Annotated in this window: 25 protein-coding genes; 11 read left to right on the forward strand and 14 right to left on the reverse strand. The window is 67.7% G+C overall.

Annotated features, from left to right (window positions below; all coding sequences use genetic code 11):
- Positions 1-2: 2 nt before the first annotated feature.
- The 8 genes from gmk to fabD form a co-directional block, all read right to left on the reverse strand.
- The gene (gmk, locus tag BRESU_RS12890) at positions 3-644 is read right to left on the reverse strand and encodes a guanylate kinase (RefSeq protein WP_013269997.1); all 642 of its coding nucleotides are present in this window, start codon (positions 642-644) and stop codon (positions 3-5) included.
- Entirely contained in the window at positions 634-1,500 is an 867-nt protein-coding gene (locus BRESU_RS12895) for a YicC/YloC family endoribonuclease (RefSeq protein ID WP_041762611.1), read from the reverse strand. The genes gmk and BRESU_RS12895 overlap by 11 nt, the downstream gene beginning before the upstream one ends.
- A gap of 14 nt (positions 1,501-1,514) precedes the next feature.
- Positions 1,515-2,717, reverse strand: coding sequence for an endolytic transglycosylase MltG (gene mltG, locus BRESU_RS12900; protein WP_013269999.1), 1,203 nt, complete (start codon positions 2,715-2,717; stop codon positions 1,515-1,517).
- A complete protein-coding gene (fabF, locus tag BRESU_RS12905) occupies positions 2,717-3,997 on the reverse strand; it encodes a beta-ketoacyl-ACP synthase II (RefSeq protein ID WP_013270000.1) in 1,281 nt (426 codons plus the stop codon). The genes mltG and fabF overlap by 1 nt, the downstream gene beginning before the upstream one ends.
- 104 nt (positions 3,998-4,101) lie before the next feature.
- Complete coding sequence (locus BRESU_RS12910; RefSeq protein WP_013270001.1) at positions 4,102-4,341, reverse strand: acyl carrier protein; 240 nt, start codon at positions 4,339-4,341, stop codon at positions 4,102-4,104.
- A gap of 160 nt (positions 4,342-4,501) precedes the next feature.
- Positions 4,502-4,696 (reverse strand): hypothetical protein, encoded by a 195-nt coding sequence (locus BRESU_RS12915; protein WP_013270002.1) that lies wholly within the window; start codon positions 4,694-4,696, stop codon positions 4,502-4,504.
- A gap of 19 nt (positions 4,697-4,715) precedes the next feature.
- Entirely contained in the window at positions 4,716-5,456 is a 741-nt protein-coding gene (gene fabG / locus BRESU_RS12920; RefSeq protein ID WP_013270003.1) for a 3-oxoacyl-[acyl-carrier-protein] reductase, read from the reverse strand.
- A gap of 10 nt (positions 5,457-5,466) precedes the next feature.
- On the reverse strand, positions 5,467-6,417 hold the full coding sequence (gene fabD / locus BRESU_RS12925; protein WP_013270004.1) for an ACP S-malonyltransferase: 951 nt from the start codon (positions 6,415-6,417) through the stop codon (positions 5,467-5,469).
- Positions 6,418-6,663: 246 nt separating this feature from the next.
- Between fabD and rpsF the strand changes: the two genes are divergently transcribed.
- From rpsF to BRESU_RS12955, 6 genes are all read left to right on the forward strand, one after another.
- On the forward strand, positions 6,664-7,047 hold the full coding sequence (gene rpsF / locus BRESU_RS12930; RefSeq protein WP_013270005.1) for a 30S ribosomal protein S6: 384 nt from the start codon (positions 6,664-6,666) through the stop codon (positions 7,045-7,047).
- Between the two features lie 14 nt (positions 7,048-7,061).
- Positions 7,062-7,334, forward strand: a complete 273-nt coding sequence (gene rpsR / locus BRESU_RS12935; RefSeq protein ID WP_013270006.1) for a 30S ribosomal protein S18 — start codon at positions 7,062-7,064, stop codon at positions 7,332-7,334.
- 1 nt (position 7,335) lies between these two features.
- On the forward strand, positions 7,336-7,920 hold the full coding sequence (gene rplI / locus BRESU_RS12940; RefSeq protein WP_013270007.1) for a 50S ribosomal protein L9: 585 nt from the start codon (positions 7,336-7,338) through the stop codon (positions 7,918-7,920).
- Between the two features lie 311 nt (positions 7,921-8,231).
- Positions 8,232-10,691, forward strand: a complete 2,460-nt coding sequence (locus BRESU_RS12945; protein ID WP_013270008.1) for a TonB-dependent receptor plug domain-containing protein — start codon at positions 8,232-8,234, stop codon at positions 10,689-10,691.
- A 122-nt stretch (positions 10,692-10,813) separates the two neighbouring features.
- Positions 10,814-11,188: a hypothetical protein gene (locus tag BRESU_RS12950; protein WP_013270009.1), complete on the forward strand. Its 375-nt coding sequence runs from the start codon at positions 10,814-10,816 to the stop codon at positions 11,186-11,188.
- 123 nt (positions 11,189-11,311) lie between these two features.
- Positions 11,312-12,799: a replicative DNA helicase gene (locus BRESU_RS12955; protein ID WP_013270010.1), complete on the forward strand. Its 1,488-nt coding sequence runs from the start codon at positions 11,312-11,314 to the stop codon at positions 12,797-12,799.
- A gap of 182 nt (positions 12,800-12,981) precedes the next feature.
- Here the strand turns inward: BRESU_RS12955 and dksA are convergent, their stop codons facing one another.
- Positions 12,982-13,416, reverse strand: coding sequence for an RNA polymerase-binding protein DksA (gene dksA, locus BRESU_RS12960; protein ID WP_013270011.1), 435 nt, complete (start codon positions 13,414-13,416; stop codon positions 12,982-12,984).
- Positions 13,417-13,597: 181 nt separating this feature from the next.
- Positions 13,598-14,023 carry a flagellar assembly protein FliX gene (locus BRESU_RS12965; protein WP_013270012.1) on the reverse strand — a complete coding sequence of 142 codons (426 nt, stop codon included), beginning with the start codon at positions 14,021-14,023 and terminating at the stop codon, positions 13,598-13,600.
- A 183-nt stretch (positions 14,024-14,206) separates the two neighbouring features.
- Here BRESU_RS12965 and BRESU_RS12970 point away from each other — a divergent pair, with 183 nt between their 5' ends.
- From BRESU_RS12970 to uvrA, 5 genes are all read left to right on the forward strand, one after another.
- The gene (locus BRESU_RS12970; protein ID WP_013270013.1) at positions 14,207-15,313 is read left to right on the forward strand and encodes a flagellar basal body P-ring protein FlgI; all 1,107 of its coding nucleotides are present in this window, start codon (positions 14,207-14,209) and stop codon (positions 15,311-15,313) included.
- Complete coding sequence (locus BRESU_RS12975; protein ID WP_013270014.1) at positions 15,313-15,627, forward strand: rod-binding protein; 315 nt, start codon at positions 15,313-15,315, stop codon at positions 15,625-15,627. The genes BRESU_RS12970 and BRESU_RS12975 overlap by 1 nt, the downstream gene beginning before the upstream one ends.
- Positions 15,624-16,064 carry a hypothetical protein gene (locus BRESU_RS12980; RefSeq protein WP_013270015.1) on the forward strand — a complete coding sequence of 147 codons (441 nt, stop codon included), beginning with the start codon at positions 15,624-15,626 and terminating at the stop codon, positions 16,062-16,064. The genes BRESU_RS12975 and BRESU_RS12980 overlap by 4 nt, the downstream gene beginning before the upstream one ends.
- 83 nt (positions 16,065-16,147) lie before the next feature.
- Complete coding sequence (locus BRESU_RS12985; protein WP_013270016.1) at positions 16,148-17,743, forward strand: EAL domain-containing protein; 1,596 nt, start codon at positions 16,148-16,150, stop codon at positions 17,741-17,743.
- A 184-nt stretch (positions 17,744-17,927) separates the two neighbouring features.
- A complete protein-coding gene (uvrA, locus tag BRESU_RS12990) occupies positions 17,928-20,867 on the forward strand; it encodes an excinuclease ABC subunit UvrA (protein WP_013270017.1) in 2,940 nt (979 codons plus the stop codon).
- A gap of 19 nt (positions 20,868-20,886) precedes the next feature.
- On the opposite strand, the gene BRESU_RS12995 is transcribed toward uvrA, so the two are convergent.
- The 4 genes from BRESU_RS12995 to BRESU_RS13010 form a co-directional block, all read right to left on the reverse strand.
- Entirely contained in the window at positions 20,887-21,810 is a 924-nt protein-coding gene (locus BRESU_RS12995; RefSeq protein WP_013270018.1) for a CPBP family intramembrane glutamic endopeptidase, read from the reverse strand.
- Positions 21,811-21,890: 80 nt separating this feature from the next.
- A complete protein-coding gene (locus BRESU_RS13000) occupies positions 21,891-22,781 on the reverse strand; it encodes a hypothetical protein (RefSeq protein ID WP_013270019.1) in 891 nt (296 codons plus the stop codon).
- 23 nt (positions 22,782-22,804) lie between these two features.
- Positions 22,805-23,758, reverse strand: coding sequence for a hypothetical protein (locus tag BRESU_RS13005; protein WP_013270020.1), 954 nt, complete (start codon positions 23,756-23,758; stop codon positions 22,805-22,807).
- On the reverse strand, positions 23,755-24,564 hold the full coding sequence (locus tag BRESU_RS13010; protein WP_013270021.1) for a hypothetical protein: 810 nt from the start codon (positions 24,562-24,564) through the stop codon (positions 23,755-23,757). Before BRESU_RS13010 ends, BRESU_RS13005 begins: the two co-directional genes overlap by 4 nt.
- Positions 24,565-24,616: the final 52 nt, after the last annotated feature.

The following is a 24,616-nucleotide window of genomic DNA, read 5'->3' on the forward strand; positions in this document are numbered from 1 at the left end:
GATCAGACCGCCTCTGACAGCAGGCCCATCCGGTAGGTATCGACCCAGGTGTTCCTGAACCGGCGGCTGCGCTCGGCGTGATAGATGTGGGCCAGCTCCGAATAGGACCGGTCGAAGTCGTCGTTGACGAAGACGTAGTCGAACTCTCCGCAGTGTTCGATCTCGCCCTTGGCATTCTGGATCCGCCGCTCGATCACGTCGTCGGCGTCCTGCGACCGGGTCACCAGCCGGCGGCGAAGCTCTTCGAGGCTCGGCGGCAGGATGAAGACGCGCACGGCATCGCCGGGGCATTTGTCGGCGATCTGGCGGGCACCCTGCCAGTCGATGTCGAACAGAACGTCCCGGCCTTCCGACAGGGCCTTGTCCACGGGCGCGCGCGGGCTGCCGTAGCGGTTGCCGTGCACATCGGCCCATTCCAGGAAGGCGTCCTCGTCAATGCCGCGCTGGAACTCCTCGGGCGACACGAAGTGATAGTCACGGTCAGCCACCTCGCCCGGCCGGATGCCGCGCGTGGTCATGGACACGGACAGCTCCAGGCCACCGTGGTCGGCCATCAGGCGACGACACAGGGATGTCTTGCCCGCCCCCGAAGGGCTGGCCACGATCAGCAGAACACCCCGGCGGGGCGTGCGGTCATTCGACATTCTGTACCTGTTCTCGAAGCTGCTCGATGACCGCCTTCAGGTCGAGGCCCGTGGCGGTCAGCGCGGTCGTAGCCGATTTCGAGCACAGTGTGTTCGCCTCGCGCATGAACTCCTGCATCAGGAAGTCCAGCTTGCGCCCGGCAGGGGGTTGATCCAGCAGCGTCCGGGCCGAAGCGACGTGCGCGTGCAGGCGGTCCAGCTCCTCGCGGACATCGGCCTTGGTCGCCAGGGCGGCCGCTTCCAGCACGATCCGCTCCTGCAGGCCCGGGGCATCCGGGGCCAGTTCGGCCATGCGACGGGCGAATCGCTCGCGCACGGCCTCGGTCTGGGCGGCGGCTTCGGTTTCGGCGGTCGCGATCAGCGTCTCGATCCGGCCGGTGAAGTCCTCGATCACAGGCCGCAGCTGGGCGCCCTCGCGTTCGCGCGACACCTTCAGCGCATCCAGTGCCGCCTCGACGCTGGCGGCCATGGCGACCTCGACGGCCGCGCGCGCCTCGGCGTCGTCGACCTGTTCGTCGCTCTCGATCACGCCCTTCAGGCCGAGCAGACCGTCGGCGGACGGCGGGGTCGCCCCCTCCTCCGCCAGTTCATTGGCGAGGGCCAGATAGCGGGCCAGTACGGCTTCGTTGACCTTCAGCGTCGGCGCGTCGCCCTCGGCCCGACGCGCATTCACGCCCAAGGTCACCTGCCCCCGGCTGAGACGGGCCTGCGCCGCCGCCTTGGCCAGGCGCTCCAGATTGTCGAACCCGTTCGGACCGCGAAAGCGGACCTCCAGATTGCGGCCGTTGACCGAGCGCGCCTCGACCGTCCAGGTCCAGCCGTCCAGGGCGCCGTCGGCGCGGCCGAAGCCGGTCATGCCCGAGAGCACGCTCACGGCCCGTTCGCCGGGGCCGGTGGGGTGGTCGGGGCCTGCACAGCCGGTCGCAACGGAGCCGTCGCGCGGGACGGCGTCAGGGCTCCGGGAGCCTGCATGGTGATGACGGCATCGCCGGTCGGCGGCGGTGTGACGGGCGCCGTACCCGGCGGCAGGGCCTCGGCCGGAGGCGGCCCGGCCCGGCCCGACTCGATCGAGCGCCAGCGCGCGACATTGGCGAGATGCTGTTCGTAGGTGGAGGCGAAGACGTGCCCCCCGGTACCGTCGGCGACGAAGAACAGGTCCTGGGAGCGCGGCGGGTTCAGCACCGCCGCCAGCGACTGCCGGCCCGGATTGGCGATCGGCGTCGGCGGCAGGCCGTCGATCAGATAGGTGTTGTACCCCGTATCGCGCTCCAGTTCGGAGCGACGGATGCCCCGGCCCAGCGGCAGCCCCTTGGTGATGCCATAGATGATGGTCGGATCGCTTTCCAGCCGCATGCCGATGCGCAGCCGGTTGGAGAACACGGCCGCGACCTGCGGCCGTTCGCGCGCGATGCCGGTCTCCTTCTCGACGATGGAGGCCAGGATCAGGGCCTCCCGGGGCGTACGGACGACCGTGTTGGGTCCGCGCTGGGCCCACAGTTCAGCCAGGTTCTCGGTGGCGGCGCGCTGCATCCGGGCGATGACCTCGGCCCGCGTCTCGCCCCGCGCGACCTCGTAGGTCTCGGGCCACAGCGAGCCCTCCTCCGGCACCTCGGCGATCGTGCCGGTCAGGACCGCTTCCCTGTTCAGGATGTCCACCGCCTGGGCCGACGACCATCCCTCGGGAATGGTCACGAAATGGCGGACCACGCGGCCGTCGGTCAGGAGAGCCAGCACGCTTTTCAGCGAGGCCCGGGTCGGCACCTCGTATTCGCCGGCCCGCAGGCGCCGGTCCGCCCCGGTCAGGGTCGCGGCAGCCTTGAACATGTCGACGGACCGGATCACCCCGGCGCTCTTCAGCCGGGCGGCGATCGCCGAAACGCCCGATCCCGACGGCAGGGCGACGATGGTCGCATCCCCCGCCCGCGCCGACGGTCCGGGCGCATAATAGACACTCCAGGCCCAGGCGAGGCCGGCGATGAGAAACAGGCTGACGGTCGCCGAGCCCGCCAGAGCGGCTGCCACCATCCCGGATCGCTTGGTCCCCGGCGTCCGCGCCCCCCGGCGAAACTGCATCAGGCGACCTTGCGGAAAATGACCGAGGCGTTGGTGCCGCCGAAGCCGAAGCTGTTGGACATGACCACGTCGATCTCCATGGGTTTGCCCTTGTGTGGCACGAGGTCGATGGCGGTTTCGTGTTCCGGGTCGTCGAGGTTGATTGTCGGCGGCGCGATCTGGTCGCGGATGGCCAGGACGCTGAACACCGCCTCGATGGCCCCGGCCGCCCCGAGCAGATGGCCCGTCATCGACTTGGTCGAGGACATGGCCAGATTCTTCGCATGGTCGCCCACCAGCCGCTCCACGGCGCGCAGCTCGATCCAGTCGGCCATGGTCGAGGTCCCGTGGGCATTGACGTAGTCGATGTCCTCGACCGCGATCCCGGCCCGCTTCACCGCGGCCTTCATGGCCCGGTAGGCTCCGTCGCCGTCTTCGGACGGGGCCGTGATATGGAAAGCGTCCCCGCTCATGCCGTAGCCGATCACCTCGGCGTAGATCTTGGCGCCGCGAGCCTTGGCGTGTTCGTACTCCTCGAGCACCAGGACGCCCGCGCCCTCGCCCATGATGAAGCCGGCATGGCCCCGGTCGTAGGGGCGCGAGGCCGCCTCGGGCGTGTCGTTGTAGGCGGTGCACAGGGCCTTGCAGGCCAGGAAGCCGGCGATACCCAGCGGCACGATGGAGCTTTCCGCCCCGCCGGCCACCATCACGTCGGCGTCGTCGAACGCGATCATGCGGGCCGCGTCACCGATCGCATGGACGCCCGAGGCGCAGGCCGTGACCACCGCGTGATTCGGACCCTTGAGCTGGTGCCGGATCGAGATCTGGCCGCTGGCCAGGTTGATCAGGGCGGACGGGATGAAGAAGGGGCTGATCCGGCGCGGACCCGAGTCGGCGAGGATCTGCGCGCTGTCGGCGATGGGGCCGAGGCCCCCGATGCCCGCACCCATGATGACGCCGGTGCGTTCCTTGTCCTCGTCGGTCTCGGGATGCCAGTTGGCGTCGATCAGCGCCTCGTCGGCCGCCGCGATGCCGAACAGGATGAAGTCGTCGACGCGCTTGCGCTCTTTCGGCGTCATGATCGCGTCGGGATCGAAGCTGCCCGGCACGTCCGGACCCCCGCCGCCGCGCCCGTCCACGCTGGGAACCTCTCCGGCGATCGTGCAGCCATAGCCTTCGGTGTCGAAGGCCGTGATCGGACGGATGCCGGAGCGCCCCTCGACGATGCCCTTCCAGCTATGCTCGACTCCCGTGCCCAGAGGGGTGACGAGGCCGAGACCGGTGACGACGACGCGACGCATGCTTTCGCGCTCCAGCAGAATCCTGATTCAGAAACAGTAATGGCCGCCGGGCGTCTCCGCTAGGAGTGCCGGGCGGCCATTGCCTGCCGATGGGACCGTGGCGCTTAGGCGGCGGTCTTTTCGTCGATGAACTTCACCGCGTCGCCGACGGTCTGGATGTGTTCGGCGGCGTCATCGGGGATCTCGATGTCGAATTCTTCTTCGAAGGCCATGACCAGTTCGACGTTGTCGAGCGAATCGGCGCCCAGGTCGTCGATGAAGCTGGCCTTTTCGGTGACCTTGTCCGGATCGGCGTCCAGGTGGTCGATGACGATCTTGCGGACGCGTTCCAGGGTATCGGACATGGGTGTCTCTGCCTTCTAGGGCCGCCCGGGGCGGCGTTGTAATCTTGGTGTGCCGTCTCACGACGGCCCCGCTTGCGCAAGAGGCAACGCCTCGCTGACCCAACCGGTTGCCGACGCTTTAGCACACCCCTCGCCGGGGGAAATAGACCGTAACGCGGTGTTATCGCCGTCCGCGGTTGATCCACCAGACCAGCGCACCACCGACCAGAGCCATCGGCGCTCCGTAGATCGCCCAGATGATCTGGCCGGTCATGAAGCTGCCCGGCAGGATGTTGAGGCCCTGCAGCACCCAGATGACGCCGATCAGCAGCAGCGGACCCGCGAGGATGGTGGCCAGATAGCGGAAGACGATCATCGGCTTGTTCCTTCGGCGATCAGATCATCGCCATGCCGCCGTTGACGTGCAGCGTCTGGCCCGTGACGTAAGCCGCCTCGTCGGATGAAAGATAGACGGCGGCGGCGGCGATCTCGTCGCCGGTACCGAGGCGGCCGGCGGGAATATGGCGCAGGATGCCCTCGCGCTGCTGCTCGTTCAGGACGTCGGTCATGGGCGAGGTGATGAAGCCTGGCGCGATACAGTTCACCGTGATGCCGCGCGAGCCGACCTCCTGCGCCAGCGACTTGGAAAAGCCGATCATGCCGGCCTTGGAGGCCGCATAGTTGGTCTGGCCGCCGTTGCCGGTGACGCCCACAACCGAGGTCACGCCGATGATCCGGCCGGACCGGCGCTTCATCATGCCCTTCATGGCCGCACGGCTCAGGCGGAAATAGCTTTCAAGGTTCACAGTCAGGACCGACTGGAAGTCCTCGTCCTTCATCCGCAGCAGCAGGCCGTCCTTCGTGATGCCCGCATTGGCGACCAGGATGTCGAGCCCCGCGCCCGCGACTTCCTCGGCCACCCCGACCAGGGCGTCGACCGAGGCCGGGTCGGACAGGTTCGCCGTGGCGAAATGCGCGCGCTCGCCGAGTTGTCCCGCCAGATCCGCCAGCACCGCCTCGCGCGTGCCGGACAGGACGACGGTCGCGCCCTGGGCGTGAAGGGCGCGGGCCACGGCCCCGCCGATGCCGCCCGTCGCCCCGGTGACGAGGGCGGTCTTGCCTGTGAGATCGAACATGATGGTTTCCTTATTCCGCCAGCGACTTCGCAAAGGCCTCGATGTCTTCGGGTGTGTTCAGCGCCAGGCTCTCGGCGTCCGGCGCGATCCGCTTGGCCATGCCCGTCAGCACCTTGCCCGAACCGATCTCGACGAAGCGGGTCACGCCGCCCTCCCCCGCCATCCACATCATGCTCTCGCGCCAGCGCACGCGGCCGGTGACCTGTTCGACCAGAAGGCGACGAAGGGTGTCGGCATCCGTCTCCGGCCGGGCCGTCACATTGGCGACGACGGGGACGGACGGCGCGATCAGGTTCGCGGACGCGAGGGCGGCCGCCATCTCGTCGGCGGCGGGCTGCATCAGCGGGCAGTGGAAGGGGGCGGAGACGTTCAGCGGGATCGCCCGTGCGCCCAGTTCCTTGGCCTTCTCGATGGCGCGATCGACGGCCGCCTTGTCGCCCGAGATGACCACGTTGCCGTTGTTGTTGTCGTTGGCGACCACGCAGGTGCCGACCTCGGCGCCGGCCGCCGCGGCGGCCTCGGCCAGGGCAAGGTCGGTCTTGGGCCCGATCAGAGAGGCCATCGCCCCCTGCCCCACCGGCACGGCGCGCTGCATGGCCTGGCCGCGCAGCTTCAGCAGGCGGGCCGTGTCGGCGATCGACAGGGCACCGGCCGCCGCCAGCGCCGAATACTCGCCCAGCGAATGGCCGGCGACGAAGGCGGCGCGGTCGACGGACACACCGAATTCCTTGTCCAGCAACCGCATCACCGCCAGCGACACCGCCATCAGCGCCGGCTGGGCGTTCTCGGTCAGGGTCAACTGGTCCTCGGGACCGTCGCGCATCAGGCCGGACAGATCCTGGCCCAGGGCTTGGTCGATCTCGGCGAACACCTCGCGTGCGGACGCGAACGTCTCGGCCAGAACGGCCCCCATGCCGACGGCCTGACTGCCCTGTCCGGGGAAGAGAAGCGCGAGTGTCATGGTCGGTCCGTGATGGTTGTCAGAAGGGCGGAGGGGTAAGCCGGTTGGCCAGCGCGGGCAAGCATGGCCCTTTGCGGTTGCTCTCTGCCCCCTTTTCCCCTATACGCGCCCGCTTTCCAGGGCTTCGGTCCTGATGCGGAACACCAAAGGGTTCGGGAAGTCATTCCGGCCGCCGCTTCAGGATCCATCGTGGTTCGGACTTCACCCGGTCCGTCTGCGCCGACGCCCTACAAGGGAGACTGCACTATGGCTCTTTACGAGCACACGGTCATGTCGCGCCAGGATATCAGCGCGCAACAGGCCGAAGCCCTCAACGACACCATCAAGGACCTGATCGTGGCCGGCGGCGGTTCCGTCGCCAAGATCGAGTACTGGGGCCTGCGCAACCTGACCTACCGGGTCAAGAAGAACCGCAAGGCGCACTACTCCCTGCTGGCCATCGACTGCCCCCCGCCCGCCATGGCCGAAGTCGAGCGTCAGCTCGGCATCAACGAGGACGTGCTGCGCTGGCTGACCGTCCGCGTCGAGGAACTCGACCTGGAACTGTCGCCGCTGCTGGCCCGTCGTGAGCGCGAGCGTGAACGCGATCGCGAACGCACGCCGCGTGAAGACGCCGAAGTGGCCGCGTAAGGAGGATTGAACCCATGACCGATACCACCTCCACCCCCGGCATGCCCGTCGGATCCGGTTCCGGCCGTCGTCCGTTCAATCGTCGTCGCAAGGTCTGCCCGTTCACGGGCGAAGGCGCGCCGAAGATCGATTACAAGGACGTCAAGCTGCTGCAGCGCTACATTTCCGAACGCGGCAAGATCGTGCCCTCGCGCATCACCGCCGTGTCCCAGATCAAGCAACGCGAACTGGCCAAGGCCATCAAGCGCGCCCGCTATCTGGCCCTCCTGCCCTATGTGGTGAAATAAGATGAAGGTCGTTCTGCTCGAACGCGTCGAGAACCTCGGCGCCATCGGCGACGTCGTCACCGTCAAGGATGGCTTCGCCCGCAACTTCCTGCTGCCCCGTGAAAAGGCGCTGCGGGCCACGTCCAAGAACCTCGAGAAGTTCGAACTCGACCGCGTCGCCATCGAGGCCCGCAACGAGAAGAACAAGGGCGAGGCCCAGAAGGTCGCCGACAAGATCGACGGCCAGTCCTACGTCATGATCCGCCAGGCGGGTGAAACCGGCCAGCTGTACGGCTCGGTTTCGGGCCGCGACGTCGCCGAGGCCGTTCAGGCCGAAGGCGGCCGGATCGAACGCTCGCAGGTCGTCCTGAACACGGCGATCAAGACCCTGGGTGTCCACGAAGTGCTGGTTCGCCTGCACGCCGAGGTCACCGCCACGGTCAAGATCAACATCGCCCGTTCGGCCGATGAAGCCGAGCGTCAGGCGAAGGGTGAGGACGTCATCAAGTCGGCCTACGACGAAGACCGCAATGCCGCCGCCGAACAGGCACGCGACATGGTCGAAGGCGGGGCCGGCCAGCAGGACGGTCTCGGCTCCGAGGCCTGATCGCCGACCCTATTTCCGTTCGTCGAACGGATTAGAAATACTGAAGGGCGCGCCGCAAAGGCGCGCCCTTCTTCGTTTTCGGGCTGCGTCCGTTTCATGTCAAAAATACAACGACGCCCGATTTACGACATGATTGCATCTTGATCGGCCACAATTACACGCCCAACTGGTGAGCACAGAAGTCAGGTCGCTACGCATTACAGTGTTCTTGCGAGCGACAATTCACCTGACCGAACGCGGTTCTTGCGAAAGCAGGAAGTCTACATAACGTCGGTATCCGCTGCTCCTTTATCCAGTCGTCAGGGCCCATCATGCATATCCGGATTACTCGCTCTCTGCTCCTCGGCTTCGCCTCGGCGGCGACCCTGCTGGCCTGCCCGCTGGCGGCGTCCGCCCAGTCCGCGCCCCCCCAGGATGACGCGAGCGAGGTCGACGAGATCGTGGTGACCGGCACGCGTGCCGTGGGCCGGTCGCGGCTCGACACCATTGCGCCCGTCGATGTCGTCTCGGGCGAAAGCCTGACGCGCCAGGGCGCCGGCACAGAACTGGCCGCCGCCCTGTCGGCCCTGGCCCCGTCCATCAGCTTCCCGCGTCCGGCCATCACCGACGGATCCGACCACGTCCGCCCCGCGACCCTGCGAGGCCTCGCCCCGGACCAGACGCTGGTACTGATCAACGGCCAGCGCGGCCACATCGGCGCCCTGGTCAACGTCAACGGCAACATCGGTCGTGGCTCGACGGCGTTCGACCTGAATACGATCCCGACCGTGACCCTGGGGTCGGTGGAAGTGCTGCGCGACGGGGCCTCGGCCCAGTACGGCGCCGACGCCATTGCCGGCGTCATCAACCTGCGTCTGCGCGAAGCCAACTCCGGCGGCGCGGTGACGGCCAACTACGGCATCTACGACACCGATTTCCGCACCGCGCGCGGCAACCGGAATGAAACCGACGGCGAACAGTCGTCGCTGTCCGGCTGGATCGGCCTGCCCCTGCTGGGTGACGGCTTCCTGACGCTGTCGGGCGAGATCCAGAAGCGCGACCCGACGAACCGCTCCGACTATGCCGCGCCGGGCTCGGTCGCCAACGGGTCGTCCACCACCGTGATCGGCCGCTTCGGCGACCCGGAAACCGAAGCGCAGACGGGGTACTTCAACGCCGGCAAGCCTCTGGCGGGCGGCTGGGATGCCTACGCGTTCGGCGGCTATCAGCACCGCGACTCGAATGCCGCCGCGACCGCGCGGGCCTTCAACAACGCCAACAACGTCACCGCCATCTATCCGACCGGCTTCCTGCCGATCATCGCCACCGCGATCGACGACTACAACATCTACGGCGGGGTTCGCGGCCCGGCCCTGGGTTTCGACTGGGACATCAACGTCGGCTACGGCCGCAACGAGCTTGACTACCGGGTCGAGAACAGCCTGAACGCGTCCTATGGCGCGGCCTCGCAGACCTCGTTCGACGCGGGCGGCCTGGGCTACGACCAGCTGACCGTCGGCGCCGACGCCGTGCGCCAGCTGGACGTGGGACTGTATGAGCCGCTCAATCTGGCCGTCGGCGTCGAGTTCCGCCGGGAATCCTTCGACGTGAATGCCGGCGAGCCGACATCCTACAACCGCGGGCCGGTTCTTACCGGCGGACTTGGATCGCAGGGCTTCCCCGGCTTCGCCCCGGCCAACGAAGTGGACGAGGACCGCAACAACTACGGCGTCTACGTCGATCTGGAAGGCAAGCTGACCGAGGCGCTCAGCTTCGGCGTGGCAGGACGCTACGAAGACTATTCTGACTTCGGCGATCAGTTCACCGGAAAGGTCTCGGGCCGCTACGACTTCTCGCCGGAGTTCGCCCTGCGCGGTGCCGTCTCGACCGGCTTCAAGGCCCCCGCCCTGCAGCAGCAGTTCTTCAGCTACATCGCCACCAACCTGGTGGCGACGCAGGCCGGTGTCGTCCTCCAGCAGAATGCTTCGCTCCGGGTGGATGATCCCGTCGCCCTGCTGCTGGGCGCCAAGCCGCTGGAGCCGGAAACCTCGGTCAACTATTCGCTGGGCGGCGTGCTGCGCTGGGGCGGGCTGGAACTGACCGTCGACGCCTACCGGATCGATGTGTCCGACCGGATCATCTACTCCGAGACCCTCGGCGTGGCCCGTCCGAGCCAGCCGGCAGCCTCGACCGCGGCGATCGCGGCCCTGCTGGCCCCGCTCAACGTGCAAGGCGCGCGCTTCTTCCTCAACGGGGTCGATACGGAAACCCAGGGCATCGACGTGGTCGCGCGCTACCGCATCTCGGGCGAACGCGGTCGCCTGGACCTGACCCTGGCGGGCAACTTCAATCAGACCGACGTCACCAAGACCCCGCCCGTGCCGGCAAACCTGGCCATCGCGCCTGCCGACGACTTCCTGTTCGACCGGTCCAGCCGGTTGTCCTTCGAGCAGGGCACGCCGGAACAGAAGATCGTCGCCAGCGCGGACTGGACCTACAACCGGCTCGGTTTGACCGGCAAGATCACCAGCTACGACAGCGTCTTCGTCGCCAACAACAACGCCACCCTGGACTATGAGACTGGTGCGGCCGTGCTGATGGACCTCGAGGCCCGCTATGAGTTCCCGCTCGGCATCACCGGCGCGATCGGGGCGAACAATCTGCTGGACGAATACCCCGACTTTACCCCGACCACGCTCAACGGCGCGACCGGCTCGGTGGGCTTCCCCAGCTACTCGCCTTACGGCTTCAACGGCCGCTTCTTCTACAGCCGGCTGAGCTACGCCTTCTAGGCACAGACCCACACGACAGCAGACGACGGCGCGGAGAGCGATCTCCGCGCCGTTTTCGCATCCGCCGCCCTTGATCTGGTCACAAAGAACAGCTCAGCTTGGTGTCTGTCGGGGAATCCAGAATGAAGATCAGACCTTGGGGCGTTGCGCTGGCGCTCGTCGTCACCCTGGCCGCCACGGCCGCCCAGGCCATGAGCGTGCGTGAGTTCCTGTCGACGGCGGCGGGCATTCCACGCAACCCCACCGCCCTGCTGCGCTCGGATGCGCGCCGTCTTATCGGCGAGGTTCGGGCGGCGGGGGCGACACTCCGATCCGAACACGACGCCGCCGTCGCGGCCGGTCGACGCCCGGCCTACTGTTCGCCCGAGGGGCGGATCAGCATCAGCTCCAACGCCCTTCTGGCCCGTTTCAACGCCATTCCCGAAAGCCGCCGGGACATCAGCGTGACCCAGGCCATGCGCGAATGGATGGCCGAACGGTATCCCTGCCCCGCCTGATCCGGCCCTCCAACTGATCCGTCTGGGGATTTTCGAGGAGTCCACAGACGGGCCAATTCGATCCCCCGCCACGGGTACGTCCGGGCCTGTCGCAGGGGCGTGAGAGGGGTATGCGTTAACCCGATGAACGCCTTCACCCCCTTCGCCGATTCCGTCGCCATCCCGTCGCTGCCGCACAACCTTGAGGCCGAGCAGGCCCTGCTGGGCGCGCTGATGTTCGACAACGCCATCTTCGAGCGTCTGTCCGAACGGCTGCGCGGGTCGCACTTCTACGAGCCCTTCCACCAGCGGCTCTACGACGCGATCGAGGACCATATCCGCCAGGGCATGCTGGCCGAGCCGACGATCCTGATGGAGCGGTTCAAGCAGGATCCGGCCTTCGCCGAATTCGGCGGCCTGCGCTATCTCGCCGACCTGATGGACCGGGCCCCGCCGGGTGCGAACGCGCCCGACTATGCCCGGGTCGTCTACGACCTGGCCCTGCGGCGCGACCTGATTCGCATCGGCGGCGAGATCATCAAAGAGGCCCCGGACCCCGAGACCCCCGCGATCGACCAGATCGAACAGGCCGAGCTGACGCTGTATTCCCTGGCCGAGACCGGCGCGCCGTCGTCCGGCTTCGTCAGTTTCTCGACCGCCCTGGCCGGTGCCGTGCAGATGGCCGGAGAGGCGTATCAGCGGGACGGCAAACTGGCCGGCCTGGCCACCCACCTCGACGATCTCGACTCCAAGCTGGGCGGGATGCACCCGTCCGACCTGCTGATCCTCGCCGGCCGCCCGTCGATGGGCAAGACGGCGCTGGCGACCAACATCGCCTTCAACGTCGCTCGCAACTACCGCTGGGAGCCCACGCCGGACGGCCGCAAGACGGTGTCTGGCGGGGTCGTCGCCTTCTTCTCGCTGGAAATGAGCGCCGAGCAGCTGGCCATGCGCATCCTGGCCGACGCGTCCGGCGTGTCGTCCGACCGTCTCCGGAAGGGAGAGATCGACGCTTCGGACTTCGGCAAGGTGCGCGACGCCGCCATCGAGATCGGCGAGAGCCCGCTCTACATCGACGCCACGGGCGGCCTGGCCATCTCCAAGCTGGCGGCCCGGGCGCGGCGGCTGAAGCGGATGGAACAGGGTCTGGACCTGATCATCGTCGACTACCTCCAGCTGATCACCGTCGGCGAGGGCAATGGCAACAAGAACCGGGTGCAGGAGGTGTCGGAGATCACCGGCGGCCTGAAGGCCCTGGCCAAGGAGCTGAACGTCCCCATCATCGCCCTGTCGCAGCTGTCGCGTCAGGTCGAGAACCGCGAGGACAAGCGGCCCCAGCTGTCCGACCTGCGCGAATCCGGCTCGATCGAGCAGGACGCCGACTGCGTGATGTTCGTGTATCGCGAAAGCTACTACCTGGGCCGCACCGAGCCCCGCGAGGGCACGGAAGAGCATCTGAAGTGGCAGGAGGACATGGACATCCTGCAACACCAGGCCGAGGTCGTGATCGGCAAGCAGCGCCACGGCCCGATCGGCATCGTCAAGCTCAGCTTCGACGCCGACACCACACGCTTCGGCAACCTGGCCCGGGACGGCCGCTACGGCTCGAGCTTCGCCGATATTCCGGAGTGAGTTTCCCTCTCCCGGCGGGAGAGGGCTTGAGCGCACGACGGCGCAGCCGGAGTTCTGGCGCGAAAGGGTGAGGGGTCAGTGCCAACGGGTGAGCTGCAGCCCCTTACGCTTTCGGCTGAAGGCGCATCGCTTCGCTCTGCGAGCCTCAAGCCCTCTCCCGCCGGGAGAGGGATAGGCTCGTATCAGTCGTCGCGGTGGACGCGCTCGCGGCGTTCGTGGCGTTCCTGGGCCTCGACGGACAGGGTCGCGGTCGGACGGGCTTCCAGGCGGCCAAGGCCGATCGGCTCACCGGTGTCTTCGCAGTAGCCGTAGGATCCGTCCTCGATCCGGCGCAGGGCGTCCTCGATCTTGGAGATCAGCTTGCGCTGCCGGTCCCGCGTCCGCAGTTCCAGCGCCCGGTCGGAGGCCGAAGAGGCGCGGTCCAGCAGATCGGGATGGTTCTCGGTCTCGGCCTTCAGATTGACGACCGTACCCTTGGATTCACGCAGGATGTCGTCTCGCCAGGCCAGCAGCTTGTGCTTGAAATAGGCGAGCTGCCGTTCGTTCATGAACGGCTCGTCGTCAGAGGGCCGGTAACCGGCCGGTTCGTCCGACGGAACAGAGGCCAATGCGGTCATCGCACTCACACTCGAAGCAGCGCCCCCCATGGCGCAAGACGGCCTATAGGCAGGGTTGGCGACTCGCGGCAACTACCATCGCGCGTCCGTGATCGCGGCCAAGCTCGCTTGTAACGGGCAGCGTGACATTTCTTCATCACCCGGATCGCCGCGTCGGGGATTGAGCCGGATTTTCCGGGGCTTATGCTGCAGTGCGGCGAACTTCGGCCTTGGCCAGCTCGACGGCCGCTCGCAGGTCGATCTGCTGCAGCAGTCCGCTCAGGGTTTCGTCGGGATCCTCGGGACGTTCCTCGCGCAAACCGCGGGCCATGCGTTCCAGCGCGCCCTCCCCGGCCTCGCCCGACAGCAGGGCCAGTTTCAGCTCGTCCAGCCGATCCAGAAGGCCCGCGCCGCGCCGGACCGCGCGCCGCCGCCGTTCGGTCGCCGTCTCGACGCCCTGCAGCGCCATCAGGGCGGAGACGTCGCTGACGCTCGAGGCCGACGACACGGCCTGGCTGGTCGCAGCGGAGGCCGCTCCGGCCCCCTGGGGCACGGAAAAGCCGCCGCTCGCGCGGACTGGACGTTGCCCGGCAGCGGGGCTGGTGCCCGATGGGCCGGTGACCTTCATGGCAGGGCGCTCCGTCGCATTCCCCACCATCGCCAGACGACCGTCACCGTTTGGTTAACGAGGCGGCAGGATTTGCCGGGAGGCGTCCGTCGGCGTCGGGGCCTCCGTTGAAATGGCTGGGTTTTTCAAGCGGCACGATCTTCGCATCGGCCGTGCCCAGTACGTCCGCCGAAAGACCGCCCGATGCAGAAACTGCTGACCGCCCTCCTCGCTCCGCTCGCCCTGGCCTTCGCCGTGGCCGGGACGGCGTCGGCGCAGTCGCGGATCAAGGACATCGCCTCAATCGAGGGTGTGCGCACCAACCAGCTGGTCGGGTACGGCCTGGTGGTCGGCCTGGCCGGCACCGGCGACAGCCTGCGCAACTGTCCCTTCACCCGCCAGTCGCTGGAAGGCATGACCGAGCGCCTCGGCGTCAACATCCGCGGGTCGAACGCCAACTCCAAGAACCTGGCCGCGATCATGGTCACCGCCGATCTGCCGCCCTTCGCCACGCCGGGTGCCCGGGTCGACGTCTCCGTCTCGAGCCTGTGCGACGCCAAGAGCCTGCTGGGCGGCACGCTTCTGGTCACCAGCCTGCAGGGCGCGGACGGCAACGTCTATGCGGTGGCACAGGGGTCGGTTCAGACCGGCTCGGTGTCCGGCTCCGGGTCGTCCGGGTCGTCGGTCACGCGCGGCGTACCGACCGCGGGCCGCATCGCCTCGGGTGCCACGGTCGAGCGCGAGACCGGCTTCAACCTCGACAGCCTGCAGGAAGTCCGCCTCACTCTCCGCAACCCTGACTTCACGACGGCCCAGCGCGTCGCCGCAGCCATCAACGCGACCTATCCCTCGACGGCGCTGGCCGAAAACGGATCGGTCATCACCCTGCGCGCGCCGGCCCAGCTGGGCATGGCGGCCTTCATCAGCCGGGTCGAGAACATGCCCGTCGCCGTCGACACTCCCGCCCGCGTCATCATCGACGAGGTCAACGGCGTGATCGTGATGGGCGAGAACGTCCGCATCTCCACCGTCGCGATCGCCCAGGGCAACCTGACCATCTCGGTCCAGGAAACCCCGCAGGTCAGCCAGCCCGCCCCCTTCAGCCAGGGCCAGACCACCGTCGTCCCGCAGTCCGATGTGACGGTTGAGGAGGAACTGGGCCGCGAGATCCGGCTGGTGAACGGGGCCACGTCCCTGTCCACCCTGGTCAACGGCCTGAACGCCCTTGGCGTCTCGCCCCGCGACATGATCTCCATCCTCCAGGCCATCAAGGCGGCCGGGGCCCTCCAGGCCGAGATCGAGGTGCTGTGATGAGCGACCTGACCGTCTCCGCCGACCTGCTCGCCCCCGCCCCGGCAGCGCCGAACGCGGCCTCCGCCCGGATGCGCGAAACCGCCGAGAATTTCGAGGCGTCGTTCCTGGCCCAGATGCTGAAGCCCATGTTCGAAGGCCTGTCGACCGACGGTCCGTTCGGTGGCGGAGAGGCCGAGGGCACATGGCGCAGCTTCATGATCGACGCCATGGCCAAACAGACGGTCAAGGCCGGCGGCATCGGCCTGGCCGATACGGTCGTGGCCGAGATGGTCCGCATGCAGGCTCAACAGTCCACGGAGGTCGCTCCATGACCTACGATCCCATCACGGCCACCGCTCATCTGCGACGGCTGACAGACCTGACCGACCGGCTGACGGCGCGGCTGGAGGCCGAAACCGATGCCTTCGCTTCGCGCCGGCCCCAGGATGTGACGGCCAGCCTGGCCGAAACCCAGGATCTGGCGAACCTCTACCGTCGCGAGTCCGCCCAATTGAAGTCGAACCCCGGCCTGCTGGCCGCGGCACCTGTCAGCGAACGCATGGGTCTCATCAAGGCCACCGAAGCGTTCGAGGCCGTCCTGGCCGTCCATGCGCGCACCGTGGAAGCCGCCCGAACCATCTCCGAGGGTCTTGTGCGCACGATCGCCCAGGAAGTCGCGGGCGCGCGGGCCATGGGCACGGGCTACGGCGCGTCCGGCCGAGCGGCCGCCGGTGATGGCCGTGCGGTGACCCTGAACCGCATGGCCTGATCGAGGCCTTCCGGCGCACCCGTTTCCGCGCGTTAACGACGTGTCTGAGGCGAGTTTTAAGGGCTGTATGGCACCGTGCGCGCATGCAGAATCTCAAGCGCCTTCTGGGTTTCGCCTTCGCCGCCTCGGATCTGCTGATCGAGATTCATCCGCAGGGCAAGGTCGTCTTCGCCATGGGGTCCGGACCGTCGACGGACGTTCTGGCCGAGACGCTGGTCGGCTCATCGATTTTTGACGGCGTCGGAAAGGCCAGCGCCAAGGCGGTCGAGGCCGTCCTCGCGACGCTGAAACCCGGCACGCGCTCGCCTGCGGTGGAAGTCCTGTTCGCCGCCGGCGACAGCCGCGTGCGGCGTGCGACGGTGCGTCTGTTCATGATGCCAGACCTGGCGCCGCACATCTCCGGGGCCGTGACCTGGGAAGGGCCCGCCTACCGCCTGCACGATCCGCAGTCGCGACCGGCCCTGACACCGGGGGCCTTCCTGGATCGGGCCCGCGACGTCCTCACCGCGCCCGGAGCCTCGGCGGATCTGGCCGTTTCGTTCGTCGACGTATCGGGGCTTCAGGCGGCGGAAGCCTTGGGCGAGGCCGGAGAGCGCCTGAACGCCCGTGTCCAGGCGGCGCTGCAGGCCGCGTCCGTCGACGGCAACAGCACGGGGCAGTTGGGCCCGGAACGGTTCGCCCTGCTGCGCGATCGTTCGGTGGACGTCGACCTGGCCGGAGAGGTTCGGGAACTGGGACTGAGCGAAGGTCTCGATCTGGGCGTGCGGGCGACCGAGGTCGGCATCGACGTCGGCGGCGACTCCCTGAACACGCTGCGCGCCCTGCGCTTCGCCGTGGAGGGCTGTCTGAAGGACGGGGGGCTGGACCGGCCCGAACTGACCTTCACCGCCTCGTTGTCGCGTACCCTCAGGAACGCCGATGCCTTCCGGGCCATGGTTCGCGATCGCGGGTTCGAGCTTCACTATCAGCCGATCGTCGATCTGAAGACCGGGGCGGTCCACCATTTCGAGGCGCTGGCGCGCTTCCGCGGCACCAATGGTCCGGCCGACACCATCCACATGGCCGAAGAACTGGCCCTGATCGAAAGCTTCGACGTCGCCGTGGCCGAAAAGGCGCTCGGCCGGCTCCGGCGTCCCGGATCGGGTCTGCTGAAGTTCGCCGTGAACGTCTCGGGTGCCTCTCTGGCGGACGACCGTTACGTCCAGTCCCTGCTCAGGATGACCGCGGCGCGACCCGAAGAGCGCCGGCGGCTGATCGTCGAGATCACCGAGTCCGCCGCCCTCGCCGACGTCGACGCCGCCAACCGTCGTCTGGGCGCGCTCCGGGCAGCCGGGATCAAGGTCTGCATCGACGACTTCGGCGCGGGGTCAGCCTCATACGATTACCTGCGCGGCCTGTCGGTCGATACGGTCAAGATCGACGGCAAGTTCGTCGAAGGCGTGGAAACCGATCCGCGCGCCCGGACCCTGATCGGGCATCTGGTCGAGCTTTGCGGCTCGCTGAAGGTCGCCACCATCGCCGAGATGATCGAGACGCAGGGCGCAGCCGATATCCTGCGCGACCTCGGTGTCGACCATGGCCAGGGCTGGCTGTTCGGCAAGGCCGAGGCCGAACCACGCACCCAGTTGCAGGCGCTCGATCCGGGCAGGCGCATGGGCGAGATCGTCGGCTGGGGCTGACGCCGGCCGCCGGACACGGACCGGCCGGTAAACGTCAGCGTCACCCTGATGCTCTGCAGGAGTGGGGGCTGGCGGACAGCAGCCTCAATGTTCCCACATTGTTCTTGCTGAATCACGGGGATCAATGCCCATATAGCGATGTTGCACCGGACACCTGTCCGGCCTTCCCGCGTTCCCGGACCACATGACCGAAAAGCACAACTTCATCCGCGTGCGCGGCGCGCGCGAGCACAACCTCAAGGGCGTGGATGTCGACATCCCGCGCGAGAAGCTGGTCGTGATGACCGGGCTGTCCGGCTCGGGCAAGTCCTCGCTCGCGTTCGACACAATCTATGCCGAGGGCCAGCGGCGCTATGTCGAAAGCCTCAGCGCCTATGCCCGCCAGTTCCTGGAACTGATGGGCAAGCCGGACGTGGACCTGATCGAGGGCCTGTCGCCGGCCATCTCGATCGAACAGAAGACGACGTCCAAGAACCCGCGTTCCACCGTCGGCACGGTGACGGAGATCAACGACTACATGCGCCTGCTCTGGGCGCGGGTCGGTGTGCCCTATTCTCCGGCGACGGGTCTGCCGATCGAGAGCCAGACGGTGTCCCAGATGGTCGACAAGCTGGTCGCCCTGCCCGAGGGCGAGCGGCTGCTGCTGCTGGCCCCCGTCATTCGGGGTCGCAAGGGCGAGTACCGGAAGGAGATCGCCGAGTGGCAGCGCTCGGGCTTCCAGCGCCTGAAGATCGACGGCGAATTCTACGCCATCGAGGACGCGCCCACGCTCGACAAGAAGTTCAAGCACGACATCGACATCGTTGTGGACCGGATCGTCACCAAGGCGGGCCTGGAGGCGCGCTATGCCGACAGCATCCAGACCGCGCTCAATCTGGCCGACGGCATCGCTGTGGCCGAATGGGCGAATGCGGCCGAGGGCGAGGAGCCGCGCCGGCTGCTCTTTTCCGAGAAGTTCGCCTGTCCGGTCTCCGGCTTCACGATCTCCGAGATCGAGCCCCGGCTGTTCAGCTTCAACAACCCGTTCGGGGCCTGTCCGGTCTGTGATGGCCTCGGTCTGAAGCTGACGTTCGACGCCGATCTGGTGATCCCCGACCGCGACAAGACCCTGCACAAGGGGGCCGTCGCCCCATGGTCGCGCGGGCCTTCGCCGCTCTACACCCAGACGCTGCAGGCCCTCGCCCGCCACTACGGCTTCTCGATGGATGTTGCCTGGCGCGAACTGCCGGACCAGGCCCGCAAGGTCATCCTGCAGGGCACGGGCAGCGAGAAGATCAAGTTCGTCTATGACGACAATGCCCGCAAATACGAGGTCTCCAAGCCGTTTGAGGGGGTCATTCCCAACCTCGACCGCCGCTGGCGCGAGACCGACAGCGCCTGGGTCCGCGAGGAACTGGGCCGATTCCAGTCCGAGACCCCCTGCGAGGCCTGCGGGGGCAAGCGGCTGAAGCCCGAGGCCCTGGCGGTCAAGATCGATGGCGAGGACATCGCCGAGATCAGCTGGCTGTCGATCTCCAAGGCCTATCTGTGGTTCACCACCCTGTCGGATCGCCTGACGGACAAGCAGCTGGAGATCGGCCGCCGCATCCTGAAGGAGATCACCGACCGACTGCGGTTCCTGAACAACGTCGGGCTGGACTATCTCAGCCTGTCGCGGTCGTCGGGCACCCTGTCCGGCGGCGAGAGCCAGCGCATCCGGCTGGCGTCGCAGATCGGTTCGGGCCTGACCGGCGTGCTGTATGTTCTGGACGAGCCGTCCATCGGCCTGCACCAGCGCGACAACACCCGGCTGCTGGAAAGCCTGCGCGGTCTGCGCGACCTCGGCAACTCGGTCCTCGTCGTCGAGCATGACGAGGAGGCGATCATGACCGCCGACTATGTCATCGACATGGGCCCGGCCGCCGGCGTCCACGGCGGCCAGATCTGCGCCGAAGGCACCCCAGCCGAGGTCATGGCCAATCCGAAGTCGCTGACCGGCAAATACCTGACCGGCGAGCGCGAGATCGAACTGCCGCCCGAGGGCCGCCGCCCGATCAACCGCAAGAAGACGCTGAAGATCAGCGGGGCCACCGGCAACAATCTGAAGAACGTCACCGGCGAGATCCCCGTCGGCCTGTTCACCTGCGTCACCGGCGTGTCGGGCGGCGGCAAGTCGACCTTCACCATCGAGACCCTGTACAAGGCCGCCGCGCGTCGCCTGCACAATGCCTCGGACGCCCCCGCCGCCTTCGACCGGATCGAGGGGCTGGAGCATTTCGACAAGGTCATCGATATCGACCAGTCGCCGATCGGCCGGACGCCGCGCTCGAACCCGGCGACCTACACCGGCGCCTTCGGCCCCATCCGCGACTGGTACGCGGGCCTGCCGGAATCAAAGGCCCGCGGCTACGGTCCCGGCCGCTTCAGCTTCAACGTCAAGGGCGGACGCTGCGAGGCCTGTCAGGGCGACGGCCTGATCAAGATCGAGATGCACTTCCTGCCAGACGTCTACGTCACCTGCGACGTCTGCAAGGGCAAACGCTACAACCGCGAGACGCTGGAAATTGTCTTCAAGGGCAAGAGCATCTCCGACGTTCTGGATATGACGGTCGAGGAGGCCGGCCACTTCTTCAAGGCCGTTCCGCCGATCCGGGACAAGATGCTGACCCTGACCCGCGTGGGTCTGGACTACGTCAAGGTCGGCCAGTCGGCGACGACCCTGTCGGGCGGCGAAGCCCAGCGGGTCAAACTGTCCAAGGAGCTGTCGAAACGCGCCACCGGCAAGACCCTCTACATCCTCGACGAGCCGACCACCGGCCTGCATTTCGAGGATACGCGCAAGCTGCTGGAGGTGCTTCAGGAACTGGTCGACGCCGGCAACACCATCGTGGTGATCGAGCACAACCTCGATGTCATCAAGGTCGCCGACTACCTGCTGGACTTCGGTCCGGAGGGCGGCGACGGCGGGGGCGAGATCGTCGCCGTGGGCACGCCCGAACAGGTCGCCGCCAATGACGCCAGCTGGACCGGCCGCTACCTCAAGGAGGTGCTGGACCGCCACGAGACGCGCCGCAAGGCGCGGGTCGCGGCTCTGACGGCGGAAACGGCCAAGGCCAAGCCGGAGCGCAAGAAGGCGCGCGCCTGATTTCGCCAATGGCGGCGCGTCAGGCCGGAGCCAGTCCGCCCTGGCGCGCAAAACCGCCCCGCAGCACCAGCACGACCGCGCTGATCAGCAGCACGGCCGTGACGACCACGCTGCCTTCCGGCCCGAAGGCTCCGCCGGTCAGCCACCAGGCCGCGCCGTCGACGGCCTGCAGGTCGACGATGGACGGCGTGACGTTGACGACCTCGCCCGACACCTCGAGGCCGAAGCCTGTGCCCAGCAGCCAGTTCCAGGCCGCGTGCCAGCCGCAGACGCCCCAGATCGAGCCCTCGCGCGCGGCGTACAGGCCGATGAACAGACCGAACAGGGCGATGTTGACCAGGGCCAGAGCCAGTTCGGGGGACGGGTCGATGTTGCCGGCGTGGGCCAGGCCGAACAGCAGACTCGAGACGGTCAGGGCGATCACCAGCCCGTGCCGCGAGGCGATGATCCCCATCAGCCAGCCGCGGAAAACGATCTCCTCGGTCGAGCCCTGAACGATGAAGCCGAACAGCAGCACCACCAGCGGGGTCAGCACCGCCGCCGAAAGGCCGGCCTGGAAGATGCCGGACGCCTCGACGCGATAGGCTCCGGTCGCCCAGATGATGCAGACCACGGTCGCCAGATAGGCCAGGCCCAGCCCGAACCCCCGCCCGAAACGGACCGCGAAGTCCCCGTTCAGGCCCACGTTCGCCAGCCGACGCCGCTCGAAGAAGACGACCCAGGCCAGGGTCAGGGCCGCGCCCAGCCCGAAGGCCACGAACAGGATGTAGCTGAGCGTCGGCCACTGCGTCTGGTCCGACGGCAGGGCACGGGTGATCTGCATCGGCACCACGGCGCCGATCTGTCCCACGATCACGAAGGCCAGGGCGAGGATCACGGCCGCGACCGACCACGTCCTGCGTTGCCGGCCCGGTGCCGCCGCGTAGAGTTCCCGTCCAGCCATGTCGCCCACCCCTGTTAAGGCGTCAGGCTAGTCGCACGCCGCGATACGGCCAAGTTAAGCCTTGGACAGGTCGGGCCGGCTCACGCCTCCTGGGGCAGGCCCTTGAGCCCCAGATAGGCGGCGGAGAACGGCGCATATAGAACCGCCAGCTGGAGCGCCGAGACGATTGCGTTCACGACGACGAACGCGGCGATCGCCGGCCAGGCCGCGCTGAGGACATCGATGTTCGACGATCCTTCCAGCGCCGCCAGCTGCTCGATCCCGCCCGTGGTCATGGTGAGCGGCAGGGCCACGACGCCCATCAGCATGCCGACGAGAATGCTCATGATGAAGGCGATCACGCCCATGCCCAGCAGGCTCAGGGCATGCCCCTTGGTCAGGCCGAAGGTGTCGAAGAGCGAGATGCGCCGCTCCGCAACGGTCGTCGGCACGGCCAGGCTCAGCCGCACCATGATCCACACCAGCGCTGCGGTCGCACCCAGACCCAGGACGATCCCCACGAGCCAGGCCAGGCCGACGTTCACGACGGCGGCCAGACCGGCGCAGATCCCGATCAGGGTGAACAGGATCATCGTTCCCACGCCGAAGATGACCGCCATCACCACGGTCACGGCGAGGACCCGCAGTTCGTCCATCCCCAGACGCAGATAGCCGAAGGCCTTCTCCTGCGGCCGGACCACGGCCCGCGCCACGGCGGCGTTGAGCACCGCGCTCAGCACGAGGCCCAGGGGAGCCACGAGGGCGAACAGACCCAGATAGGTCGCGCTGAGGCCTTCAAGATCCGCCGGCGAAGGCTCTGTGCCCTGCATTGTCTCGGTGGAGGCCAGGATATTCGCCAGACTGGCACCGAACGCGCCGAAGAAGGCGGCGAACACCAGCAGGTACAATCCGGCCCAGAAGACCATCGCCAGAGGATGCCTGCGCACCATGCGGAAGCCCTCGAACGCCGCGTCAGTGGCCGAAAACGTCATCGAATCCCTCCCGGGGGTCTGTGTCACGCCGGTTCTAGCCCATCCCCGGACGCAGCGTCAGCCACGATGGGCGCGGGCGGCACAGGCACACCATCCAGCAACTGCCGTGCCGCCACGATCGAGGGGGCGGCGCTGAACGCCAGATAGAACCCATAGAACCCTGCGACGGGGATCAGGGCGACGGCCCCTGCCGGCAGCATGGTCCGGAAGAGGGGTTGCAGATCGGCGACCGTCTGGGCATCGGCGGGCCAGGTCAGGCCCTGGCCGAAGAAGGCGCCCGCGAGGATCGCCGCGACGAGGGCATAAAGACCCAACATCAGGGGGATCGATATCACCCATTTCAGCAGGTTCAGCCCCAGCAGCTTCCAGACCTGCCCACGGGTCAGGGCCCAGCCCTCCGCGAACGCGAAGGCCTTCAGGATCAGGGTCGCGGGCGCGATCAGGGACAGCCGGAGCCACAGCCAGGTGGCGACGACGGCGACGCCCAGTCCGAACACCACCCCGACGACGATGGCGATCGTCTGGTCGATGAACCAGATCGTCAGGCCGAGGGCGAAGCCGATCATCACCAGCACGATCAGGCCGACGTACCAGAGAAGGAACCAGGCGACGTAGACGACGGCCACGCGGACCTCGTCCATGCCAACCCGCAGGAAGGCCAGCCGGTCGCCCTTGCCGGGGCTGAGGGTCGCGCGCGCCGCCGCGGTCCAGACGAGGAGCATGGCCAGATACATCAGGGGCGTCATGGCATTGAGCCACACCGCCGACATCTGCGACTGACGCATGTATTCTGCCACGGCCTCCTCGCCCCGGCCTTCGCCCAGGGGGACGTTCGCGAAGGCGGGCACCAGCAGGGCATAGAGGGCCACCATGACCCCCGTCATGATCGCGCCCCAGAGGAACAGGGACACGGGCCGTCGGCGGGCCAGCCGGAACGGTGCCGCCAGCGCCTCGCCGATCGAGAAGGTCGGCTTCATGGCTGCGGCTGCTCCGGGCTCCAGTACTCGAGCTGTCGATAGGCCGCGCCGAGGAACCCGAGCATGAGGGGCAGTTGCAGGGCGAACAGCGCCGCGATCCGCACGATGGCCCCCGCAGGATGGCCCGGCGATATCGCGGTGGTCAGCACCGCCACGCCGACGAACGGCGCGCTCGTGACGATCAGCCCGCCGAGGATTTGCCAGAAGCTGCCGTAGGCGATCCCCATGCTGTTCAGCGACACCATCTGTCGCCGCCCCAGGGTCGCGGGCACGAACAGCGACAGCCGCACGGCCAGCAGCAGCGGGATCAACAGGGCTCCGATCCCGACGGCGGCCAGGATCGCCAGCTTCCAGGTCGGGCCGACGGCCGCCCAGTTCCGGGTCTGGATCGCCGCCACGTCGAGCTCGGCCACGCCGAAGATCGCCAGGACGACGAGGCCCAGCAGAGCCACGATCATGCTCAGAAAGATCAGGCACAGCAGCGCCGCCCCGACCAGACGCAGTTCAGGCCCTCTGAACTGGAACCCCAGAGGCCCCAGGCCGAGCGCTCGCGCATCCCTGGGGGTGGCGCTGATCGACAGCCGGGCCAAAGCCCCGACGGCGACGAGCGTCAGGGTCGTGGCCACCCCGGCGCTCCAGCCCCCGACGTCGAGGCTTTCCGCCATGACCAGCGGCAGGGCCCAAACCACCGCCGCGGCGACCAGCGCGCCACCGGCCCCCAGCCAGAGGCGCGGCAGCCCACGCGCCGTCGCCTGCAGCGCGGCCTGAAGCTTCAGCCGACGGCCGTGTGCATCCTTGTAGCTCATCAAGCCCCCTCGCCGAGCGTGTGCGGCTGACGCCCCGCCAGGACACCACCGG

The sequence above is a fragment of the Brevundimonas subvibrioides ATCC 15264 genome, from assembly GCF_000144605.1.
GTDB classification, from domain to species: Bacteria; Pseudomonadota; Alphaproteobacteria; order Caulobacterales; family Caulobacteraceae; genus Brevundimonas; species Brevundimonas subvibrioides.

What these genes read in the sequence shown, in the direction of transcription:
- gmk (WP_013269997.1), bottom strand. Translation starts at nt 644, where the DNA reads ATGTCGAATGACCGCACGCCCCGCCGGGGTGTTCTGCTGATCGTGGCC.
- BRESU_RS12895 (WP_041762611.1), bottom strand. Translation starts at nt 1,500, where the DNA reads ATGACCGGCTTCGGCCGCGCCGACGGCGCCCTGGACGGCTGGACCTGG.
- mltG (WP_013269999.1), bottom strand. Translation starts at nt 2,717, where the DNA reads ATGCAGTTTCGCCGGGGGGCGCGGACGCCGGGGACCAAGCGATCCGGG.
- fabF (WP_013270000.1), bottom strand. Translation starts at nt 3,997, where the DNA reads ATGCGTCGCGTCGTCGTCACCGGTCTCGGCCTCGTCACCCCTCTGGGC.
- BRESU_RS12910 (WP_013270001.1), bottom strand. Translation starts at nt 4,341, where the DNA reads ATGTCCGATACCCTGGAACGCGTCCGCAAGATCGTCATCGACCACCTG.
- BRESU_RS12915 (WP_013270002.1), bottom strand. Translation starts at nt 4,696, where the DNA reads ATGATCGTCTTCCGCTATCTGGCCACCATCCTCGCGGGTCCGCTGCTG.
- fabG (WP_013270003.1), bottom strand. Translation starts at nt 5,456, where the DNA reads ATGTTCGATCTCACAGGCAAGACCGCCCTCGTCACCGGGGCGACGGGC.
- fabD (WP_013270004.1), bottom strand. Translation starts at nt 6,417, where the DNA reads ATGACACTCGCGCTTCTCTTCCCCGGACAGGGCAGTCAGGCCGTCGGC.
- rpsF (WP_013270005.1), top strand. Translation starts at nt 6,664, where the DNA reads ATGGCTCTTTACGAGCACACGGTCATGTCGCGCCAGGATATCAGCGCG.
- rpsR (WP_013270006.1), top strand. Translation starts at nt 7,062, where the DNA reads ATGACCGATACCACCTCCACCCCCGGCATGCCCGTCGGATCCGGTTCC.
- rplI (WP_013270007.1), top strand. Translation starts at nt 7,336, where the DNA reads ATGAAGGTCGTTCTGCTCGAACGCGTCGAGAACCTCGGCGCCATCGGC.
- BRESU_RS12945 (WP_013270008.1), top strand. Translation starts at nt 8,232, where the DNA reads ATGCATATCCGGATTACTCGCTCTCTGCTCCTCGGCTTCGCCTCGGCG.
- BRESU_RS12950 (WP_013270009.1), top strand. Translation starts at nt 10,814, where the DNA reads ATGAAGATCAGACCTTGGGGCGTTGCGCTGGCGCTCGTCGTCACCCTG.
- BRESU_RS12955 (WP_013270010.1), top strand. Translation starts at nt 11,312, where the DNA reads ATGAACGCCTTCACCCCCTTCGCCGATTCCGTCGCCATCCCGTCGCTG.
- dksA (WP_013270011.1), bottom strand. Translation starts at nt 13,416, where the DNA reads ATGACCGCATTGGCCTCTGTTCCGTCGGACGAACCGGCCGGTTACCGG.
- BRESU_RS12965 (WP_013270012.1), bottom strand. Translation starts at nt 14,023, where the DNA reads ATGAAGGTCACCGGCCCATCGGGCACCAGCCCCGCTGCCGGGCAACGT.
- BRESU_RS12970 (WP_013270013.1), top strand. Translation starts at nt 14,207, where the DNA reads ATGCAGAAACTGCTGACCGCCCTCCTCGCTCCGCTCGCCCTGGCCTTC.
- BRESU_RS12975 (WP_013270014.1), top strand. Translation starts at nt 15,313, where the DNA reads ATGAGCGACCTGACCGTCTCCGCCGACCTGCTCGCCCCCGCCCCGGCA.
- BRESU_RS12980 (WP_013270015.1), top strand. Translation starts at nt 15,624, where the DNA reads ATGACCTACGATCCCATCACGGCCACCGCTCATCTGCGACGGCTGACA.
- BRESU_RS12985 (WP_013270016.1), top strand. Translation starts at nt 16,148, where the DNA reads ATGCAGAATCTCAAGCGCCTTCTGGGTTTCGCCTTCGCCGCCTCGGAT.
- uvrA (WP_013270017.1), top strand. Translation starts at nt 17,928, where the DNA reads ATGACCGAAAAGCACAACTTCATCCGCGTGCGCGGCGCGCGCGAGCAC.
- BRESU_RS12995 (WP_013270018.1), bottom strand. Translation starts at nt 21,810, where the DNA reads ATGGCTGGACGGGAACTCTACGCGGCGGCACCGGGCCGGCAACGCAGG.
- BRESU_RS13000 (WP_013270019.1), bottom strand. Translation starts at nt 22,781, where the DNA reads ATGACGTTTTCGGCCACTGACGCGGCGTTCGAGGGCTTCCGCATGGTG.
- BRESU_RS13005 (WP_013270020.1), bottom strand. Translation starts at nt 23,758, where the DNA reads ATGAAGCCGACCTTCTCGATCGGCGAGGCGCTGGCGGCACCGTTCCGG.
- BRESU_RS13010 (WP_013270021.1), bottom strand. Translation starts at nt 24,564, where the DNA reads ATGAGCTACAAGGATGCACACGGCCGTCGGCTGAAGCTTCAGGCCGCG.